Below are 20,366 nucleotides of genomic sequence, written 5' to 3'. Positions count from 1 at the left end.
CGCGAAAGGTCGCACCCATGCAGACGATCTACCAGAAGATGGAAACCACCGAACTCGATGCCGCCATCGAGGCGCTTAAAGCCGAGGTTGCCGAGGTCAAGGCCAAGGGCCTGGCGCTCGACATGGCGCGCGGCAAGCCGTCGCCCTCCCAGGTGAACATTTCTCGCCCCATGCTCGATATCCTCAATGCCGATGCCGATCTGCACGACGGCAATGTCGACTGCTCCAACTACGGTTGCTTCGAGGGCATTCCCTCGGCACGCAAGCTGGCGGGGGAGTTCCTGGGTTGTCCTGCCGAGCAGACGCTCGTACTGGGCTCATCGAGCCTGCTGATCGAGCACGATATCGCCGGTATGTTCTGGCGTTGCGGCTCGTGCGGCAGCGACCCTTGGGAGGCTTACGAGGCAGCGCACGACGGCAAGAAGGTCAAGTTCCTGTGCCCCGTTCCTGGCTACGATCGCCACTTTGGCATCACCGCCGACTTGGGCATCGAGAACGTCCCCGTCGCGATGACCGACAACGGCCCCGACATGGACGAGGTTGAGCGCCTGGTTGCCACCGACGACTCCATCAAGGGCATCTGGTGCGTGCCCAAGTATTCCAACCCCACGGGCATCACCTTTAGCGAGGACACTGTGCGTCGCCTGGTCGAGATGCCCACGGCCGCGCCCGATTTCCGCATCTTCTGGGACAACGCCTACTGCGTGCACGACCTGTACGACGAGACCGACGAGCTCGCCAACATCTTCGATCTTGCCCGCGCGGCGGGCACCGAGGACCGCGTGGTGGCCTTTGCCTCGACGTCCAAGATCACCTTCCCGGGTGCCGGCATCGGCTTTATCGGTGCGAGCCCCGCGGTCATCGCCGAGTTCTCCAAGCGCCTGAAGGCCGGTCTTATTAGCGCCGACAAGCTCAACCAGCTGCGTCACGTGCGTTTCCTTCCCACCATCGAGGCGGTCAAGGAGCACATGAAAAAGCATGCCGAGTTCCTGCGCCCGCGCTTTGAGGCCGTTGAGCGTAAACTCACCGAGGGCTTGGGCAACACGGGTTGCGCCACTTGGACTCATCCCCATGGCGGCTACTTTGTGAGTTTCGATGGCCCCGAGGGCTCGGCCCAGAAGGTCGCCGCGCTTTGTGCCGACCTGGGCGTCAAGCTCACGCCGGCTGGTGCCACCTGGCCTTATGGCAAGGATCCGCGCGACACCAACATCCGCATCGCGCCGAGCTATCCCACGGTCGAGGACCTGGAGGCTGCGCTCGATGTGCTGGTGCTGGCTGTCAAGCTCGTCGCTGCCGAGCTTGCGCGTACCGAGCGCGCCTAACGCGTAGGGCCCCGCAAGTCCGCGCCTAGTACTATCCGCACTTTCGATACGTAAAGGAGCGTATACATGGATTTGGGTATTTCCACCAACCCCACGCCAGAGCTCTACACCATTAAGGTGACCGGTGAGATCGATATCTCTAACGCCGATAGCCTGCGCAATGCCATCGACCTGGCGCTCGAGCAGCCCACTGAGGCCGTTGAGCTCGATTTTGCCCAGGTGAGCTACATCGATTCGACAGGCATTGGCGTGCTTGTGGGCGCCGCACACCACGCAGCTGATCATGGTAAGCGTTTTAGCTGCGTCAACGTGCAGCCCCCGGTGATGCGCGTGGTTCAGCTGTTGGGTGTCGACCAGGAGATTTCGATCACCGCTGCATAATCTTTGCCCCCAAAAGGGCGTGCCGTTTGGCATATGTTTGTGATGCGCTCGGACGTTTTGGCGTCCGGGCGCTATACTTGACCGAATGAATAGACGAGTTCCGGCCGAATGGCGCGGTGCGGGCTCGACTCACATCGAGCCTTGGAGGTATGTGTGTTTGGTATTGGAGAGGGTGAGCTCGCGATCATCGTGGTCTTCGGCTTTTTGCTGTTTGGCCCGGATAAGCTCCCGCAGATGGGCCGCACGATCGGCCGTGCCATCCGTCAGTTCCGCGAGACGCAGGAAAAGATGACGGCCGTTGTTCAGTCCGAGATTATCGATCCGGTGAGCGAGGCCGCGTCGGCCCCGGTCAAGCCCAAGAAGACTGCTGCGACCGACGACGATTCCGATGCGGACGAGGATGCCGCCGAGACGGCAGCGCCCGCCAAGAAGGAGACCTTTGCCGAGCGTCGCGCCCGTCTTGCTGCCGAGAAGGCCGCAAGCGAGGGTGCTGCTGAGGGCGAAGGCGCTGTTGATGAGGCCGAGGGTACAGAGCCTGCTACTGCCGTCGAGCCCGAGCCTGCTGCAGAGCCCGAGCCCGAGCCGGCAGAGCCCACGACGGCTGACCTCTACGCCCGCCGTCCCCGCAAGCGCAAGGCTGTCGTCGACCAGCTCGCTCGCGAGCTCGAGGCCGAGGACGCTGCCGAGACTGCTGCCGCCGATGCCCCGAAGGGAGGCGATGAGTAATGCCTATCGGACCTGCGCGTATGCCGCTCTTCGATCACCTGGGAGAGCTCCGTCGCCGCCTGACCATCGTGGTCGTGTCGGTGTTTGCCGCCGCCATCGTGCTGTACTTTGCCACGCCCGTGGTGCTCGATATCCTCGAGGATCCCATCCGCTCGTTTGTGCCGGACGGTAAGTTCTACATCACCACCACGCTCGGCGGCTTTGGACTGCGCTTCTCGCTGGCCATCAAGATGGCCGTGGTCATGTGCACGCCCATGATCATCTGGCAGATCCTGGCATTTTTCCTGCCGGCACTGCGCCCCAACGAGCGCAAATGGGTCGTACCCACGGTGCTCGCCTCGACGGTGCTGTTCTTCCTGGGCGCCATCTTCTGCTACTTCGTCATTATTCCGGCGGGCTTTGAGTGGCTCATCGGCGAGACCTCGGCCGTCGCAACCGCGCTGCCCGACCTGGAGAACTACGTCAACATGGAGCTGCTCTTTATGATCGGCTTTGGTGTGGCGTTTGAGCTGCCGCTCATCATCTTCTACCTGTCCGTCTTCCATATTGTGTCCTATGCGGCCTTCCGCAGCGCCTGGCGTTACGTATACGTTGGCCTGCTCGTGGGCTCGGCTGTGATTACGCCCGACGGCTCGCCCGTTACGCTGGGTCTCATGTATGGCGCCCTGCTCTCGCTCTACGAGATTTCGCTTGCCATCGCTCGCGTGGTCATTACCGCGCGCGAGGGCAAGGAGGGCCTGTTCGTGAGCCGTCTGGACCTGTTCTCGGACGACGAGGAGTAAATCGGTATGCACGAGGTTGGCATTGTCAACGGCATGCTCGATACAGTGATTCGCGCGGCGCGTGGGGCGGGGGCCTCGCGCGCCGTTTTGGTAACGCTTCGTATCGGGGATATGACCGAGGTCGTGCGCGAGGCGCTCGACTTTGCGTGGGAGACGTTTCGCGACGAGGACCCGCTCACGCGCGGCTGCGAGCTTGCCGTGGAGGAGGTCCATCCACAAAGCGAGTGCCTGGACTGCGGCGAGGTCTTTGAGCACGACCGTTTCCATTGTCGCTGCCCCCAGTGTGGCGGCGCCAACGTGCGCCTGCTGCACGGCCGCGAGCTCGATATCGCAAGTATCGAAATCGAAACCCCCGACGATTAGCCCGCTAGCCATCTAGCGATGGGGTATAAAGGGGCCAAAGTAAGGAGCGCTAAGTATGGCCGAGAAAACGATTGATATTGCTTCGCCGATTCTGTCGCGCAACGAGCGCCTGGCAGATCAGCTGCGTCATCGATTTGAGCAGACGAACACCTACGTGATCAATGTGCTGTCGAGCCCCGGCTCGGGTAAGACCACCACGATTCTGGGCACCAACGAGCGCCTGCGTGACAAAGCCGGCCTGCGCTGTGCCGTCATCGAGGGCGATATCGCTTCGGATGTCGACGCCATTACCATGAAGGAAGCCGGCATGCCCGCCATCCAGATTAACACGGGCGGTCTGTGCCACCTCGAGGGCAACATGATCATGGAGGCTGTCGATGCCTTCGACCAGGCTGTGGGTCTGGAGAACATCGACGTCATCTTTATCGAAAACGTGGGTAACCTGGTCTGCCCGGTCGACTTTGACCTGGGCGAGAACCTGTCCATCATGATTCTCTCGGTGCCCGAGGGCGACGACAAGCCCATCAAGTATCCGGGCATCTTCCAGCACGCCGGCGCGCAGCTGCTCAACAAGGTCGACGTGGCCCCGGCTTTCGATTTTGACATGGATAGGTATACTAAGACACTCGATGACCTCAATCCGCAGGCGCCGCGGTTTGCCGTGAGCGCGCGCAAGGGCGAGGGCATGGATGCCTGGTGCGATTGGCTCATCGGGCAGATTGAGCAAGCAAGGGCGTAAGTCGGCCGCCATACGGGCGGGCGTAGCCGCAGAGATACGAGATAGGAGCCTCTTTTGAAGCTCATCATCGCCGAGAAAAACGACGCCGCGCGTCAGATTGCCGAGCGTCTGTCCACGGGCAAGCCCAAAAAGGACAAGGTGTACAACACCGCCATCTACCGTTTTGAGTGGAAGGGCGAGGAGTGCGTGACGATCGGCCTTGCCGGTCACATCCTTGCGCCCGATTTTTGCGACAGCGTGCTGTTCGATAAAAAGCTGGGCTGGTATTCGGTCACCGAGGACGGCGAGATGCTGCCGGCCGATATGCCCGATGGCCTGGCACGTCCGCCCTACGACACCAAGCGCAAGCCGTTTCTTGCTGATGGTATCTCCATCAAGGGCTGGAAGCTCGAGAGCCTGCCTTACCTCACCTGGGCGCCCGTCATTAAGCTGCCGGCCGAGAAGGAGCTCATCCGCTCGCTCAAGAACCTTGCCAAGAAGTCCGACAGCGTCATTATCGCCACGGACTTCGACCGCGAGGGCGAACTGATCGGTTCGGACGCCCTCAACAAGGTGCGCGAGGTTGCGCCCGACTTGCCGGTCGCCCGCGCCCAGTATTCTTCGTTTACCAAGGCCGAGATTACGCAGGCCTTCGATAATCTTGTCTCGCTCGACCAGAATCTGGCCGACGCCGGCGAGAGCCGCCAGCACATCGACCTCATTTGGGGTGCGGTGCTCACGCGCTACCTGACGCTCGCCAAGTTTGGCGGCTTTGGCAACGTGCGCTCCGCCGGCCGCGTGCAGACGCCGACGCTCGCTCTGGTGGTCGAGCGCGAACGCGAACGCATGGCGTTTGTGCCCGAGGACTATTGGCAGATTCGCGGCATGGGTGCCGCTCAGGGTGCTGCCGAGGATGACCGCTTTAAGATTGCGCACAAGACGACACGTTTTACCGACAAAGATGCTGCCGAGACGGCGTACGGCCACGTCGACGGCGCTACGACGGCAACCGTCGCCGCGGTGACCAAGCGCTCCCGCAAGCAGCAGCCGCCCACGCCGTTTGCGACGACCTCGCTGCAGGCTGCCGCCGCGGCCGAGGGCATCTCACCTGCACGTACCATGCGCATCGCCGAGTCCCTCTACATGGCGGGCCTCATCAGCTATCCGCGTGTCGACAACACCGTGTACCCTGCGACGCTCGATCTGGGCGCCGTGGTGAGCGACCTGGCAAAGATCAACCCGGCGCTGGCGCCCGTGTGCAAAAAGGTACTCGCCGGCCCCATGAAGCCCACGCGCGGCAAAGTCGAGACCACCGACCACCCGCCCATCTACCCCACGGGCGAAGGCGATCCGTCCACGCTCGATGGCGGCCAGCGCAAGCTCTACGACCTCATCGCCCGCCGCTTCCTGGCAACGCTCATGGGGCCCGCGACCATCGAGAACACCAAGCTCGAGCTCGACGTCAACGGCGAGCCGTTCGTGGCTTCGGGCGACGTGCTCGTGACCCCGGGCTTCCGCGAGGCGTATCCGTATGGACTTAAGCGCGACGAGCAGATGCCGCCGCTGGAGCAGGGCGATACGGTCGACGTTTTCGACATTAAACTCGAGGCCAAGCAGACCGAGCCGCCCGCGCGCTACAGCCAGGGCAAGCTCGTGCAGGAGATGGAAAAGCGCGGCCTGGGCACCAAGTCCACGCGCGCGAGCATCATCGAGCGCCTGTATGCCGTGCGCTATCTCAAAAATGATCCCGTGGAGCCGAGCCAGCTGGGCATCGCCATTATCGATGCACTGTCGCAGTTTGCCCCGCGCATCACGAGCCCCGATATGACCAGCGAGCTCGACGGCGACATGACCCGCGTGGAGCGCGGCGAGGACACCGAAGAACATGTCGTGACGCACTCGCGCGCGCTGCTGGCCGGCGTGCTCGACGAGCTGCTCAAACATACGCAGGAACTGGGCGACGCCATCAGCGACGCCGTCACGGCCGATGCGCGCGTGGGCGCTTGTCCCAAGTGCGGCAAGGACCTGGTTATGAAGACGAGCGCCAAGACCCGCGGCAGCTTTATCGGCTGCATGGGCTGGCCCGACTGCGATGTGACCTATCCGGTGCCGAGCGGCGTCAAGGTGAGGCCGCTCGAGGGCGAGGCGGCCGTGTGCCCCGAGTGCGGCGCGCCGCGCATTAAGTGCCAGCCGTTCCGCCAGAAGGCCTTCGAGATTTGCGTGAACCCCACGTGCCCCACCAACTACGAGCCTGACCTTAAGGTGGGCGAGTGCAAGGTGTGCGCCGAGGCCGGACGCCATGGCGACCTGATCGCGCACAAGAGCGAGAAGAGCGGCAAGCGCTTTATCCGCTGCACCAACTACGATGACTGCGGCGTGAGCTATCCTCTGCCGGCGCGCGGTAAGCTCGAGGCGACGGGCGAGACCTGCCCCGAGTGCGGCGCCCCCATCGTGGTGGTCAACACGGCGCGCGGTCCGTGGCGCATCTGCGTGAACATGGACTGCCCGACCAAGGAGAAGAAGCCCGCCCGCGGCCGCAAGACCACAACCAAGGCGAGCACGGCGAAGAAGACAACGGCGGCCAAAAAGACGACGGCTAAGAAAGCCACTGCCGCCAAGAAGACGACCGCGAAGAAGTCAACTGCGAAGAAGTCGACTGCCAAAAAGACCGCTGCCGACAAGTAGCCGCACGGTCGAAACATCACCTAGAACAAAAACGAGCGAGGACCTCAAGATCCTCGCTCGTTTTTTATCCGGCAGTTAGGGACGTTCCTTTTCTGCCGGGCGGCGAAAGAGTGCGCCCAACGACCAGCCGTTTAAGAGCGCCCCCGATACATAGTTGTCGGAACCTGGTCGTCTGTTGATAAAAAAGAAACCGCTAACGGACAAAATGGCGCCTTTTGCGGATTAGTTGCTGTGCCGGAAAATAAATTGTCAGAACCAGGCGATAATTAAATTGCCGCGGCTGTCGTTACATATGACACGTGACAGGAGGACATGATGAAAAAAATGCCCAAGTTGTTGTTAGCAATGGTTGTCCTATTTTTCGCCACCGGATTTATTTTATTGCCCTCCGCAAATGCTTCTGAGTATTTGACGCCCGCCGACGCATGCTTCGATTTGAATGATGGGCCGAAACAAGAACGTACTATCGAGCTGTCAGATGGCTCTACAGGTGTTTTTGGGATAGAGAAAGAGCAAGCTGATGTTGCCCCGATTTGGGACGGCTACTACAACGCTACTGATGGGAATTGGAAGGTTTATTTCTATACTGGAGTGCTCGATGCTGAGTACTGGATATCAATCAAGAACTACAACATTACATCGTGGTGGGGCCATAAAGCATCTTCCGTTGGCGGTGCCTTATCGAATTTCAGTAAGAGTTTTTCTTCCAAACGAACAAAGTGGAGCTTTCTTTTTACCGGAGTAGGCGGTATGGCGTCTGCGACTTATACTCTTGGAGCTGAAATAAATGGCTCTCGGCTGCATACATATCTAGCGTGATTCAATATGGGCGTGTTGGGCAAGATCAACATTGGCGGAGAGGTTTCCCTCCTGGCAATAGTTCTGGTTGAGATCGGGATCGTCGCTGCGGTGATCTATCTCGTTTGCAAGTTGATAAAGGCTCTCAAAAAGGTTATTGAACGAACCAAACAAGAGTAGGCGGTCAGTCCGCTCGATTTCGAATCCATTTCAGCGGGTGCCATCCTCTCTGTCTGCTTATCTGTGGGCGGAGAGGATTTTTCTATGACTGAGACCGCATCAGCGCCAAATCCACGCCTATCCACGACCCGTCACCTGGGGACGTTCCTTTCCAGCCGGTGCTTGGGGAGACTCCTTGCCACCCGGTCGTCGTGGATGTTCTTAAACGACTAGCGATCGGGGACAGCCCTTGCCGATTGGCCGGTTTGCCGTCCGGGTTGGCAAGGACTGTCCTTTTCTGCCGGCAGTTTAGGAACGTCCCCAACTGCCGCCTCAGGTAGTCATTGGGGACGTTCTTTAATGACTAGTCGTTTAAGAACGTCGCATGCGACTAGTTCACCTCGACAGGCTTAGCGCCGGGATAGCGCTCCTCAAAGTCTAGGCGGTACTTATTGTCATTGGTGCCCGCCACGTTGTCGCGCGCCAGCGGCGCCACGATCTCATTCTTGTGGTCCGCAGGCTTGGCGTATTTCAGGCTGATCTCCCAGGCATCACAGATTGCGTCAATGCGGTGATCCAGGTCGTCGTACAGGGCGATGATATCCTTCCAGGAGCTGTAGTTCTTGGAGCTCGTCGGGACGTCCAGGTCCTCGACGATGTCGTAATACTGCTCGATGGTGTCCTCCGTGCGCTCGGCGACGTCGGCGAGATTTTGACGGGTGGTTCGATCCTCTTCCAGATAGTTGCCGTTGAAGTTCTGCGCGCAGCCACGGACCTGGCTGTCGAGATCTTCGAGCAGGTCGTAGTATTCGCTCAGGCGACGGTAGAGGTTCTGCTCGGAGAGCGTTGCTTCGCCGCCATCCTCGTCGTCATCGTCATCATCGTCGTACAGGCTGTTGGGATTGCCGAGAGGCTTTAGGTCATCGTCGTCGACGTCATGGTGCAGCTTAGCTACCTCGGCAGTCGTCTGCGTGGCGGCGTTGTCGAACGGTCTGATCGCAAAGAAGATGACCAGGGCGATGATGATCGCCACCAGCACAACGATAACGGCGATAAGCGGCCCGGTGCCGCTCTTTTTGGGAGCGGGGGTCTGTGGCGAAGCGGGCGCGTATGCGGGAGCCGGCTGCTGTTGGGGCGAGCCGCTCGCGACGGGTATGCGCTGCGTGGTCTCGACGGCCTCGGTCCTTGCGGCGGGGTCGGGGCTATAGGCGAGGGGGTCGTCCGCCTTGGCTTGCGGCGTATCAAGGGAGCCGGTCTGCTCAAAAGCGGGCTGGCTATCGCTCGCGGCTGTTTGCTCAACGGGTGCACCGCACGAGGTGCAGAACTTGGCATTATCTTCAAGAAGCTTGCCGCACGAGGCGCAATACCGAGACATTGCCACTCCTTTCGCCACATTTCAATGCAATACGACGATTATACCCACTGCCCCAAGAAGCCGGCAGTTAGGGACGTTCCTTATCTGCCGGCAGTTTAGGAACGTCCCTAACTGTCGGCTAATCGTTGGGGCGCGCCTGTCCCTGGGGTATCATGGCTTGGTTGATATATCCGCATTTACGCGCCTTGTAGGAAGGGGCTGCGTCCATGGCTTTTGAGCCCGCTCAACATAGCTTTATCACGCTCGAGGGCGTCGACGGTGCCGGCAAGTCCACGCAGGCGCGCCTGCTTGCTCGCGCGCTCGAGCTCGCTGGCCACCAGGTTGTGAGCCTGCGCGAACCGGGCGGCACCGCCATCAGCGAAAAGATCCGCGCCCTGCTGCTCGACCCCGCCAATATGGCGATGGGCGATACCTGCGAGCTGTTGCTCTACGAGGCCGCGCGTGCCCAGCTGGTGCACGAGGTCATCGCGCCCGCCCTCGCTGCCGGCAAGGTGGTCCTGTGCGATCGCTTCTACGATTCCACGACCTGCTACCAGGCGTTTGCCGACGGCCTCGATCGCCAGATGGTGCGCGACGCCAACAACCTGGCCGTCGCGGGAACGCACCCGGCGCTCACACTCGTCTACCACATCACGCCCGAGCAGGCGGCGCTACGCATGGCAGCCCGTGGCGCGGCAGATCGCATGGAGGCTAAGGGCATGGCATTCCAGGAGCGTGTCTACGAGGGGTTTTGCGCCATTGCTGCCGAGGAGCCAAACCGCGTAAAGCTCATCGACGCCACTACGACCGTCGAGGTAGTTTTCGAGAAGACGGTCGAGCAGGTTCGCGCGTACGGTCTCGATATCCCCCAGGATGCTGTCGCCGCCGCGCTTGCCAAGGAGGCCGAGTAACATGGCCCCCGCTCAGGCAAGCCTGCTGGCCAAGCTCGACACCCAAGAGCGCGTGCGCGACTTTTTGACCAATGCCGTCGCCAGCGGCCGTGCATCGCACGCCTACCTGTTTTTGGGCGCGCCCGGCGCGGGCAAGCTCGATGCCGCGTGGGCGCTCGCCCAAGCCTTCCTGTGCGAGCAGGACGGCTGCGGCGCATGCGACAGTTGCGTGCGCGTCTCTCGGCATACGCATCCCGACGTGCACTATTACACGCCCGAGAGCGCCACGGGCTATCTTATTGCCCAGACCCGCGAGCTGCTCGATGACGTGCCGCTGGCACCCATTCGCGCCAAGGCCAAGGTCTACATCATCGACCGTGCCGAGCAACTGCGCGCCAACACCGCCAACGCACTGCTCAAGACACTCGAGGAGCCGCCCGAGGGCGTTATGTTCATCTTGCTGGGCACCTCGGCAGACGTGATGCTGCCCACCATCGTGAGCCGCTGCCAGTGCGTGCCGTTTCGGCTGGTGTCGCCCGCCGTCGCCGCGCAGGCCGTGAGCCGCGCCACCGGCCAGGACCCCGCGCGTTGCCGCATGGCGGTCGCCGTGGCGGGAAGCCCCACACGCGGCATCGAGTTTCTTAAGAGCGCCGAGCGCCAGGACGCCCGCCGTCAGATGGTCCGTGCCATCGACTCACTCATTGCCGCCGACGAGGCCGACGTGCTCAGTCGCGCCAAGTCGCTCATCGTCGCCGTCAAGGCGCCGCTCGCCGAGGTCAAGTCCACGCAGGAAAAGGTACTCGAGCAAAATGCCGACTACCTGTCGCGTGGAGCATTGAAGCAGCTTGAGGACCGCAACAAGCGCGAACTCAATGCGCGCGAGCGTTCGGGTATCATGGAAGCGCTGGCGAGCGCGCGGACGCTCATGCGCGACGTGCTGCTGACACTTCAGGACGAGGCGGCCGACGTGGTGAACGAAGACGTGCGTGACACGATCGGTCGGCTTGCCGCTGCGACGAATGTTGCGGGTGCCACCCAGGCGCTCGAGGCGGTCGCAACCGCCGAGCACAACATCGCCAGAAACGTTACTCCCCAGCTGGCCATCGAGGTCATGCTGTTCGATATCAGGAAGGCACTGAAATGCCGTTAGTCGTACCCGTTAAGTTTACCTACGCCTCGCGCGACCTGTGGTTTGACCCGCAGGACCTGGATATCCTCGAGGCCGATTATGCCATTTGCTCCACCGAGCGCGGAACCGAGATCGGCTTGGTTACGGCCGATCCCTTCGAGGTGCCGCAAGACGAGATCGGTCAGCCGCTCAAGCCCGTGCTGCGCGTGGCGAGCGACATCGACCTGCAGCTTGCCGACGATCTTGCCATCCAGGGCGACGAGGCCATGGTCGATTTCCGCCGTCTGGTCAAAGAACTCGACCTCGAGATGAAGCCGGTGGGCGTCGAGTACCTGTTTGGCGGCGAGAAGGCCGTGTTCTACTTTGCGGCCGAGGAGCGCGTCGATTTTCGCCAGCTCGTCAAGGATCTGTCCTCGACGCTGCACATTCGCGTCGACATGCGCCAGATCGGCGTGCGCGACGAGACTCGCCTGGTGGGCGGCTATGCCCAGTGCGGCCAGGAGCTCTGTTGCACGCGCTTTGGCGGACAGTTTGAGCCCGTCTCGATCCGCATGGCAAAAGAGCAGGACCTGCCGCTCAATTCCTCCAAGATCAGCGGCGTTTGCGGCCGCCTGATGTGCTGCCTGCGCTATGAGTTCGAAGCGTACAAGGACTTTAAGAGCCGTGCGCCCAAAAAGAAGACGCTCATCGATACGCCGCTCGGCAAGGCGCGTATTCAGGAATATGACACGCCGCGTGAGCAGCTGGTGCTGCGCCTGGAGAACGGCAAGGTCTTTAAGGTCAACCTGGCCGATATGACCTGCTCGGAGGGCTGCAAAAAGAAGGCCGCCGAGCAGGGCTGCAACTGCCGCCCCGACTGCGTGACGCGCGACGTGCTCGAGCGCATCGAGTCGCCCGAGATGCGTCTGGCGCTTATGGAGCTCGACCGCGAGAACGGCGTCGACGTGGGCGATGGCCTGTCGAGCGCCGACCGTCTGGCCGGTACGTCGATGCCCAAGCGCCGTCGTCGCGATGCTGAATCCGATGCTCGCGCCGGTCAGGGGCAGGGCGAGGGCCGTGGCCGCGGAAAGGGCCGCAGCAAGGCCGAGGCGCCTGAGGTCGAGGATACCGCCGGTGGCCGTCGCCGCCGCAAGCGTGCGGGCTCTGCCGATGCCGGCGAGGCCGCAGCCGCCGGCAAGAACGGAGCTCGCGAGCGCGAGGTTCAACAGCCCCAGCAGCAAAACCGCGGCGGTGGCATGAACCCCACGCGCCGTCGTCGCCGTCATCTGTCGAGCGAGGAGCGCGAGGACGCCTTCCGCGCCGCAGCTGCTCGCGAGGCTGGTGCCGCTTCCAAGGGCGCCTCGGCCTCCGACGCGCCTGCCGACAAGGGCGGCAAGTCACGTGGCGAGGAGGAGCGCGCGCCGCGTTCGCGCCGTCGCCATTCCTCGGGCGCGCAGCAGAAGCCCTCAGTGCCCTCCGTTGCCGATCAGGTCTCGGATGGCGAGGTCAAGGTCACGCGCCGTCGTCCCGGAGATGGCGGGGGAGCGGCTGCCAAGGCTTCGCGTGGCGCCGCTCGCGACGAGCGCGAGCCGCGCGAGGATCGCGGTGGCGAGGGCTCGGCCGACCAGGGTCAAAAGCGCCGTCGCCGTCGCCGTTCCCGCAAGCCGCGCCAGGATGGTGGCGAGGGCTCGGCCCCGTCTTCGTCTGCACCACAACCGCCTGCCGGCGAATAACGCCCGCGAGCGGATTTAACCAGCCTTGCCCCAATCGCGTCGGGGTACCATAGCGCTGAATCAACAACCCTCCCTGCGATCGAACGTAGGGAGGGTTGTGTCGTGAAGAGACATTTGAATGTGTTGGGATGCCTGCAAGGTGCCGGCGCCCTACCGTTTGCGGACGGATTGCTACCGTTTGCCGAGCGGGCGGCACGCGAGGCGCTCGAGGCATTGTCGCCAACACGATGTGCCGGCTGCGAGCGCGCCGGTGCGCTTATTTGCCAAGACTGCCTGGCTGCGCTCACGCTCATCGACCCACGGCATAGCTGCACCCGATGTGGCGCCCCGTTTGGGGATTTGCTGTGCACTGAGTGTTCGGTCGAGGGCACGTCCTCGGCAATGGCGGAGGCACTCGACCGGTGCCTGGCGTGCTCCGTCTATGCGCATCCGCTGCCGCGCATCATTAAAGCGTACAAGGACGCGGGCGAGCGACGCCTGGCGCCGTATCTGGCGGAGCTGCTCTACGACACCGCCCTGCATGCCCAGGTCGTAGCGCCCGAACGCTTGGGAGGTGTGCTGTCCGGTGCGGATGCGGTGGTGTTTGTGCCTGCGACGGCGGCAGCGTTTCGGCGGCGTGGCTTTGATCATATGGAGGCCATTGCGCGCCCATTTTGCGAGCTGTCGGGTGTTCCCCTGCTCGATGCCCTCGTCAAGTACGGGCATGGCGACCAGCGCGAACTCGGTCGTGAGGAGCGTCGCGAGCGTGCCCAAGGCATGTACGAGACGGTTGAGGACGTGCACGGCCGCCGCTTACTGCTTATCGATGACGTTATCACCACGGGCGCGACCATGGCAGCAGCCTCGGCGGAGCTCAAGCGTGCCGGCGCTGCGGCAGTCGATGGCCTTGCTATCGCACGTGTTTGGTAGGGGTGGTTTTGTGGCAGTGAAGATTGAGCGGCGCAACGAGCCGACAGGCGAACAGCTAGCGGCTTCCGTAATCCTAACAGGCGCTTCAGCGCTGCGCATGATGCGCGCCGAGCGCCGGCAGATGGGCTATATCAGCTGGAAGGACCTTAATCTCGATGAAGAGCGCCGTGTGCTGCGCACGTCGTCGCCCTCGACCGAGGATATCTATCTTCCTGACTTGGTGCGAATTGGAGCCAAAAGTGGCGAGGTGCAAGAAGATCTGTGCTTGCTGGTGGGATCTGCGGCGCAGCGCCGCCGCATGCCTGGCGTAGGCTGGTCCGTGTGTTCCAGGTTGCCCGCAGGCTCGATTCTAGAGGTGGAACCGGGGGTGTACAGCCTATCTCCCGAGGCCCTTTGTGTTGCCGTTGCGCGCGAGGTCGGCTGCATCTAGGCGTTTGCCCTGGCCCAGGAGCTGTGCTCCAAGATTTCACTGAGCGATCGCGGGAAGTATCTGCCTCCCTACACCTCGCCTGTTACGAATAAACTTGCAAAGGACAAGGACCAGCCAGCAGACGTGGGCTACTTTGAAGTCGAGCCGGTGCTGATGCCCGATCGTCTGGCAGATTATCTCGCGGTATACAAGGGGAACACGGCCAAACAACTGCAGCGTCTGTGTCCCTATCTTTCGGAAAACCTGCGCTCACCCATGGAGTGCATCATGCTCGCTTTGTTTTCGCTTCCGTTTTCCTATGGCGGTTTTGCCTGCGGTCCCTTTAAGACCGACTACAAGATCGAGTTCGATGACCGCGCGCAGGCAATCTCGGGGATGCCTCATGCAGTTTGCGATGCGTATCAAGAGGCAGCCCGGTTTGACCTGGAATACAACGGTGAGCTGGGCCATTCGTCTCGCGGTGGGCGCATTCACGACGAAAAGCGTAATACGGGCTTTATAGCTATGGGGATCGAGGTCGCAACGGTCAATAACGAGATGCTCTGCGACATGGAGGCGATGGAGGCACTCGCATGGCGCATATACCAACGCATGGGCAAGCGGTACCAAAACCGCGTGGAGGCTCGTCGGAAGAAGCAAGACGCGCTGCTGAATACGCTCCGAGCATGTTTTGGGCTTAAGCCAGCATAGATGTTGGTTTTGAGAGGGGGTCTGTTTATAGGTGCTGTGCAAAAAGTGGCAAAAATGAGTACTGATACAAAATTAGTAACAGCAAAATCTGATATTTGCGGATCGAGAAACGGTAAAAATCGCGAAGATAATAAACAAATGTGGGAAATCAAGGCGCTAAGCAGGGCTAAATGAGCTCGAAACCGGCTCACGAGGTGGAAAATCGCTGCTACTAAATTGGTAACAGTACTCATATTTGCCGTTTTTTGCACACGGCCCCTAAAACGGGCGTCTCGAGGCTCCCCATAGGGGGCGACGAGCTCAATCTGGCCACGTGCAGCCCGTCCTGACCTGCGAAATCTGTACTCGCGATGCGAATGACGCCCCTAACCTTAAACTTTAGCTTGAACTTAGCTATAATGCGCTACGTTCCTACCAGGCTGTGGTTGCGGACGGACGAAATGCCCGTCCTAGTCCAAGACAGACGCGGTCAAAGGGATCCACGTAAGCGACCGCGTGCGCGCGGCGCGATCATGGCGCGTCCTAGATGTAAGCCGCACCGTCCGTTCTACTTTCTTTGGGGCAATACCGCCTCGCGGGCGAGCGGGCCAGTCGTGAGGGTGGCTGCGGCCTCCCGAGCAAACACCCCGGTGCGCAAGTGTGGGGTCAAATACCAGGTCAGCTGGTGGGAACAACCCGATATTCCGCGCAACGCACGGATCGTATACGACACAGAAGGCAGGGTAGTGGACATGGTGAGGGGCAGCTTGATGCACGCGGCTCGGTTAGGTGCTGGGACCGCAGCGGTCATTGCCGTTTTGGGCCTGAGCGGATGCGCGTTCAACCCGCTGTCTACGTTCACGACTCCCACGATCGACCAGATCGAGTACGAGACCGTCACGCCGGCGGTGTCGGACGATGCCCTGGTCACTCCCGGAACCCTGACGGTCGCCCTCGATACTTCCGATGCGCCGCAGGCAATGCAGGGCGCCGACGGCGAGCTTACGGGGTATGCAGTCGATGCTGCCCGCGCCCTCGCAAGCCGCATGGGCCTTAAGGTCGCCTTTGTCGATGCGTCCTCGGCAGGTTCCGCGCTCGGCGACAAAAAGGCTGATATCTTTATCGGCGAGATCAACTCCACGGACGGGGACGTTAGCTCGCTCGGCACCTGCCTGTACGATGCCGCTTCCGTGTTCGGTAAAACCAGCGATGGTGGGTCGCTAAGCGTTTCCACCGATACCCTTAACACGTCTACTCTGGGTGTCCAGATGTCCTCGGCCTCGCAGGAGGCGCTTGCTAAGCAGAGCATCACCGCCAACCAAAAGACCTACTCCAACATCAACGAGTGCTTTGAGGCGCTCGAGTCTGGCGAGGTCGACTATGTGATCTGCGACTCCACAGCCGGCGGCTATCTTGCACGCCTGATGAGCGAGGTCTCCTATGTCGGTGCGCTCGAGGCGCCCTCGACGCTTGGTGTTGCGGGCCTCTCGTCCAATGACGAACTGTGCCGTGCCGTGAGTGATGCCCTCGACGACATCACGGTCGACGGCACGCTCGAGGCGGTTCACTGCGTCTGGTACGGCCAGATTCCCTACGACCTCACCACTAAGACGGTTTCGGGCGCTAACGTGCAGCCGGGCGACTCTGAGTCCAGTGAGACCACGTCCTCCGGCAGCGAGTCCTCCGATTCCAACAATGAGACCGCATCCTCCGAGGACAAGTCGTCCAGCCAGGAAGGCACCATCACTGACGACGACATTAACAAACTTAATAGCTAGTTATTGCTAGGGGTGGTGTCTCCTATACGTTGGAAAGGACACCTCTTCACGGTTTCAACACGCACTGCCGGGTTTCCCCAATAGGGGAGCCCGGCTTTTTTATCCCTATAAAACCAGCAGGTCAAAGCCAATTTTCGGGACCAAATAAAAAGTCGCCGACGCCCTCCCATAGCGCACTTTGCCACAGAAAAGTGCGAGACTTCGGTATGCGGTATTAAGCAATCGTTATTCGGGTCTTTAGGAATCCGCGTGATTAAATGCACGGCAATGGGTACATAGCCAGTACAGTAAGTCCCCGAGGCAGATTGGAGCCACGTATGGATATCAAGGTTTCTGGACGCAAGACGACGGTAACCGATGCTCTGCGTGCGCATGTGGATGAGAAGATCGGCGAGGCGCTCAAGGTTTTCGATATCGAGCCCATGACAGTCGACGTCGTGCTTCGTTATGAGAAGAACCCCTCGAACCCCAACCCGGCAATCGTCGAGGTCACGGTTCGTGCCCGCGGCTCTGTGATTCGCGTTGCCGAGCACGGCGCAGATATGTATGCCGCCATCGACCTCTCCGCCGATAAGGTTACCCGCCAGCTGCGCAAGTTCAAGACTAAGGTCGTGGACAACCGCCAGGGTGGTGCCAGCGCCGCGGATGTCGCACCGGTCGAGCGCGTCGAGGATCTGGCCGACCTGCTGCTGCCCGAGGAGGAAGACGACCTGCTCGTCCGCGAGAAGGTTATCGACGTCACTCCGATGACTGAGGAGCAGGCGCTGGTGCAGACCGATCTGCTCGGTCACGACTTCTACGTGTTCGAGAACGCGACGACCGGCCTTATCAATGTGGTGTATCACCGTAAGAATGGTGGATATGGCATCATCAAGCCCCGCATCGAAACACTTGACGAGTAAAATACGTTAACTTGCATGAGTTAACGGCTGGCGGCCATCCCATGCGGGTGGCCGCCTTTTTACGTAAGGAGTCGCTTTGATGGACAAGGCCGCATCCGCCGGTCATTCGGACCGTTGCCGCATCGTCGTCGATACCTGCTGCGACTTTAGCCCCGAGGTCGCCGCGAACCTCGATGTCGATATCCTGGGTTTCCCCTTCATTATCGATGGCGAAGAGCGCACGGACGACATCTGGTCGAGCATCACACCCAAGGAGTTCTACGACCGTATGCGCGCCGGTGCCCGCGTGTCCACCTCGGCTGTGTCGCTCGGTCGCTATATCGAGTTCTTTACCGAGTGCGCCAAAGAGGGTACGCCTACGGTCTACCTGTGCTTTACCTCGGCGCTGTCGTCGAGCTACAACTCCGCGTGCCAGGCGGCGGACGCCGTGCGCGCCGAGTATCCCAACTTTGAGCTGTACGTGGTCGACAACGCTCTGCCCTGTGCGACCGGCGAGCTCTTGGCGCTTGAGGCCGTGCGCCAGCGTTCGGCGGGACTGACCGCCAAGCAGCTGGTCGACTGGGCAAACGAGGCCAAGACCTATGTCCACGGTTACTTTACGCTCGAGAGCTTTGACGCGCTGGCTGCCGGCGGCCGCATTCCGCCCGCGGCGGCACAGCTCACGGCAAAGCTCGACGTCAAACCCGAGCTGTCCTACGACCTGGCCGGCTCGCTGTCGCTGATCGGCGTCAACCGCGGTCGCAAGAAGGCGCTCAAGTCCATCCTCAAGTCGTTCCGCGAGAACTATGTGCCCGATCGCACCATGCCCATCGCCATTATGACGGCCGATGCCGAGAAGGACGGCGACTGGCTCGAAGCCGCCATCCGCAAGGAGGAGGGTTGCGCCGACGTCACGATCATTCGCAGCTCCGTCGGTCCTACCATCGGCTCGCACGTGGGCCCCGGCATGGTGGCCTGCGCGTTTTGGGGTAAGAACCGCGCCGACAAGGCGTCGCTTTCCGACCGCATCGCCCGCCGCGTGCGCGGCCAGTAGGCAAGCGCTGCGTCCGTAATCGCCCTCGACTCACAGCCCAACGCTGGCACCGAGTATTCAACCTGGTAATAACACCCAACCCAAAAGGAAAGGTTTCATGGCAAACAAGCTCTCCGTCGCATTCATCGGCACCGGAATCATGGGTGCCCCCATTGCCGGCCACATCCTGGATGCCGGCTATCCCGTCACGGTCAACAACCGCACTAAGTCCAAGGCCGCCGCGCTTATCGAGCGCGGTGCCGTTTGGGCCGATACGCCGGCAGATGCCGTGGCGAACGCCGACGTCGTCTTTACCATGGTGGGTTATCCCTCCGAGGTCGAGGAGCTCTACCTGGCGGGCGACGGCCTGCTCGCGTGCACTAAGCCCGGCGCGGTCCTGATCGACCTCACCACAAGCTCGCCCGAGCTGGCGCGCGACATTGCCGAGGCCGCCCAGGTTTCCGGCCGCATGGCGTTTGACTGCCCCGTCACCGGCGGCGAGTCTGGTGCTATCGCCGGCACGCTCACGGCTATCGTGGGCGCCACCGAGAACGATATCGCCCCAGTCCGCGACATCCTTGCCACCTTTGCGGCCAACATCTGCTGCTTCGACGGCGCTGGCAAGGGCCAGGCTGCCAAGCTCGCCAACCAGGTGTCGCTGGGCGCCTGCATGGTCGGCATGGCAGACGCCATGGCATTTGCCGAGCTGAGCGGCCTTGACCTGGAGAAGACCCGCCAGATGATCTTGGGCGGTACCGGCAAGTCCGGCGCCATGGAGAGCCTGGCTCCCAAGGCGCTCGACGGCGACTACAAGCCCGGTTTTATGGTCGAGCACTTCATTAAGGACCTGCGCCTGGCCCTTGCTTACGCCGACGACCGCGAGCTCGCGCTGCCCGGCGCCGACGTGGCCTTTACGCTCTACGACATGCTCGACGCTATCGGTGGCGCCAAGCTGGGCACCCAGGCCATCACGGTCCTCTACAAGGAGGAGGCCGACGCCATCGCCGCCGGTCTGGACTGGTCGCAGTATCGCCCCGAGGAGCACGGTGCCCACGAGGACGGCTGCGGTTGCGGCGAGCACGGCGACGAGCATGAGTGCGGTTGCGGCCACCATCACGGCGAGGACCACGAGTGCTGCGGCGGCCACGGTCATGACGACGGCCACGAGTGCTGCTGTGGCCACCATCACGGGGAGTAGCGCCCATGAGCTGGACGTTCGTGGTGCTTGCGCTGGCGCTCTTTCTCTTTGCGATCTACATCGGCTTTCTGTGCGGCCAGTGGGCGTGCGAAAAGCGCGTCATCACCAAGCGCGACTACTGGATTGCCAACTTTGCGGGAGCGGCGGCAGTCGTCCTGCTGACCTGGGTGTTCTCGCTGTTCCCGCTGGTGCAGTTTGCGCCGATCGGCTGGCTCGGCGGCTTTATCGCCGGTCTTAAGATGAGCTTTGGCGAGTCCGTTGGCCCGTGGCGCAAGCACGACGAGGTCTTTAATGTCAACAAGGCCCATCGCGCCGCCGCCGATGCGGGCGACGCCGAGGAGCGCCGCCGCGCGCGTCACAATGGTGCGGCAGACCGACAGCTCATCTCGGTCACCGATGACAGCAAGGGTGTTGGCAAGCACGCTAAGAAATAGTAAGAAGAGGTAACT

20 protein-coding genes are annotated in these 20,366 nt (G+C 61.6%); 19 read left to right on the top strand and 1 reads right to left on the bottom strand.

What is annotated here, in order from left to right:
• Positions 1-17 precede the first annotated feature (17 nt).
• The 8 genes from DW821_RS07410 to DW821_RS07375 all read left to right on the top strand — a co-directional run bounded on the left by DW821_RS07410 (position 18) and on the right by DW821_RS07375 (position 7,796).
• Entirely contained in the window at positions 18-1,322 is a 1,305-nt protein-coding gene (locus DW821_RS07410; RefSeq protein ID WP_118066278.1) for an aminotransferase class I/II-fold pyridoxal phosphate-dependent enzyme, read from the top strand.
• Positions 1,323-1,388: 66 nt separating this feature from the next.
• Positions 1,389-1,703: an STAS domain-containing protein gene (locus DW821_RS07405; protein WP_089572422.1), complete on the top strand. Its 315-nt coding sequence runs from the start codon at positions 1,389-1,391 to the stop codon at positions 1,701-1,703.
• A gap of 153 nt (positions 1,704-1,856) precedes the next feature.
• Positions 1,857-2,429: a twin-arginine translocase TatA/TatE family subunit gene (locus DW821_RS07400; protein WP_158555265.1), complete on the top strand. Its 573-nt coding sequence runs from the start codon at positions 1,857-1,859 to the stop codon at positions 2,427-2,429.
• Complete coding sequence (gene tatC, locus DW821_RS07395) at positions 2,429-3,211, top strand: twin-arginine translocase subunit TatC (RefSeq protein WP_199574631.1); 783 nt, start codon at positions 2,429-2,431, stop codon at positions 3,209-3,211. The genes DW821_RS07400 and tatC overlap by 1 nt, the downstream gene beginning before the upstream one ends.
• A 6-nt stretch (positions 3,212-3,217) precedes the next feature.
• Complete coding sequence (hypA, locus tag DW821_RS07390; RefSeq protein WP_118066276.1) at positions 3,218-3,574, top strand: hydrogenase maturation nickel metallochaperone HypA; 357 nt, start codon at positions 3,218-3,220, stop codon at positions 3,572-3,574.
• 55 nt (positions 3,575-3,629) lie between these two features.
• On the top strand, positions 3,630-4,313 hold the full coding sequence (gene hypB / locus DW821_RS07385) for a hydrogenase nickel incorporation protein HypB (protein WP_118066274.1): 684 nt from the start codon (positions 3,630-3,632) through the stop codon (positions 4,311-4,313).
• A gap of 54 nt (positions 4,314-4,367) precedes the next feature.
• Positions 4,368-6,977, top strand: coding sequence for a DNA topoisomerase I (locus tag DW821_RS07380; RefSeq protein WP_118066272.1), 2,610 nt, complete (start codon positions 4,368-4,370; stop codon positions 6,975-6,977).
• Positions 6,978-7,292: 315 nt separating this feature from the next.
• Positions 7,293-7,796 carry a DUF5626 family protein gene (locus DW821_RS07375; protein WP_117654912.1) on the top strand — a complete coding sequence of 168 codons (504 nt, stop codon included), beginning with the start codon at positions 7,293-7,295 and terminating at the stop codon, positions 7,794-7,796.
• Positions 7,797-8,325: 529 nt separating this feature from the next.
• Here the strand turns inward: DW821_RS07375 and DW821_RS07370 are convergent.
• Positions 8,326-9,309 carry a zinc-ribbon domain-containing protein gene (locus tag DW821_RS07370; RefSeq protein WP_118066270.1) on the bottom strand — a complete coding sequence of 328 codons (984 nt, stop codon included), beginning with the start codon at positions 9,307-9,309 and terminating at the stop codon, positions 8,326-8,328.
• Positions 9,310-9,515: 206 nt separating this feature from the next.
• Between DW821_RS07370 and tmk the strand changes: the two genes are divergently transcribed.
• From tmk to DW821_RS07315, 11 genes are all read left to right on the top strand, one after another.
• On the top strand, positions 9,516-10,199 hold the full coding sequence (gene tmk / locus DW821_RS07365; RefSeq protein ID WP_117629904.1) for a dTMP kinase: 684 nt from the start codon (positions 9,516-9,518) through the stop codon (positions 10,197-10,199).
• Between the two features lies 1 nt (position 10,200).
• Positions 10,201-11,328 (top strand): ATP-binding protein, encoded by a 1,128-nt coding sequence (locus tag DW821_RS07360; RefSeq protein WP_117629903.1) that lies wholly within the window; start codon positions 10,201-10,203, stop codon positions 11,326-11,328.
• A complete protein-coding gene (locus DW821_RS07355; protein ID WP_117629902.1) occupies positions 11,319-13,019 on the top strand; it encodes a regulatory iron-sulfur-containing complex subunit RicT in 1,701 nt (566 codons plus the stop codon). Before DW821_RS07360 ends, DW821_RS07355 begins: the two co-directional genes overlap by 10 nt.
• Positions 13,020-13,121: 102 nt before the next feature.
• The gene (locus tag DW821_RS07350; protein ID WP_233503119.1) at positions 13,122-13,928 is read left to right on the top strand and encodes a ComF family protein; all 807 of its coding nucleotides are present in this window, start codon (positions 13,122-13,124) and stop codon (positions 13,926-13,928) included.
• Positions 13,929-13,938: 10 nt separating this feature from the next.
• The gene (locus tag DW821_RS07345) at positions 13,939-14,358 is read left to right on the top strand and encodes a hypothetical protein (protein ID WP_118066269.1); all 420 of its coding nucleotides are present in this window, start codon (positions 13,939-13,941) and stop codon (positions 14,356-14,358) included.
• 123 nt (positions 14,359-14,481) lie between these two features.
• Positions 14,482-15,048, top strand: a complete 567-nt coding sequence (locus DW821_RS07340; protein WP_118066267.1) for a hypothetical protein — start codon at positions 14,482-14,484, stop codon at positions 15,046-15,048.
• Between the two features lie 749 nt (positions 15,049-15,797).
• Positions 15,798-16,805 carry an ABC transporter substrate-binding protein gene (locus DW821_RS07335; RefSeq protein WP_158551262.1) on the top strand — a complete coding sequence of 336 codons (1,008 nt, stop codon included), beginning with the start codon at positions 15,798-15,800 and terminating at the stop codon, positions 16,803-16,805.
• Positions 16,806-17,122: 317 nt separating this feature from the next.
• Positions 17,123-17,707 (top strand): ribosome hibernation-promoting factor, HPF/YfiA family, encoded by a 585-nt coding sequence (gene hpf, locus DW821_RS07330; protein ID WP_035137685.1) that lies wholly within the window; start codon positions 17,123-17,125, stop codon positions 17,705-17,707.
• A gap of 79 nt (positions 17,708-17,786) precedes the next feature.
• The gene (locus DW821_RS07325; RefSeq protein WP_089572413.1) at positions 17,787-18,740 is read left to right on the top strand and encodes a DegV family protein; all 954 of its coding nucleotides are present in this window, start codon (positions 17,787-17,789) and stop codon (positions 18,738-18,740) included.
• Positions 18,741-18,837: 97 nt separating this feature from the next.
• Positions 18,838-19,917, top strand: a complete 1,080-nt coding sequence (locus tag DW821_RS07320) for an NAD(P)-dependent oxidoreductase (RefSeq protein WP_117629897.1) — start codon at positions 18,838-18,840, stop codon at positions 19,915-19,917.
• A 5-nt stretch (positions 19,918-19,922) separates the two neighbouring features.
• Positions 19,923-20,351 (top strand): hypothetical protein, encoded by a 429-nt coding sequence (locus tag DW821_RS07315; RefSeq protein WP_117640374.1) that lies wholly within the window; start codon positions 19,923-19,925, stop codon positions 20,349-20,351.
• The last annotated feature ends 15 nt before the right edge of the window (positions 20,352-20,366 follow it).

Source organism: Collinsella sp. AM33-4BH (genome assembly GCF_003469205.1).
Taxonomy (GTDB): domain Bacteria; phylum Actinomycetota; class Coriobacteriia; order Coriobacteriales; family Coriobacteriaceae; genus Collinsella.
Note: the sequence above shows the minus strand (reverse complement) of the source record. Positions and strands in the feature narration are given on the sequence as shown.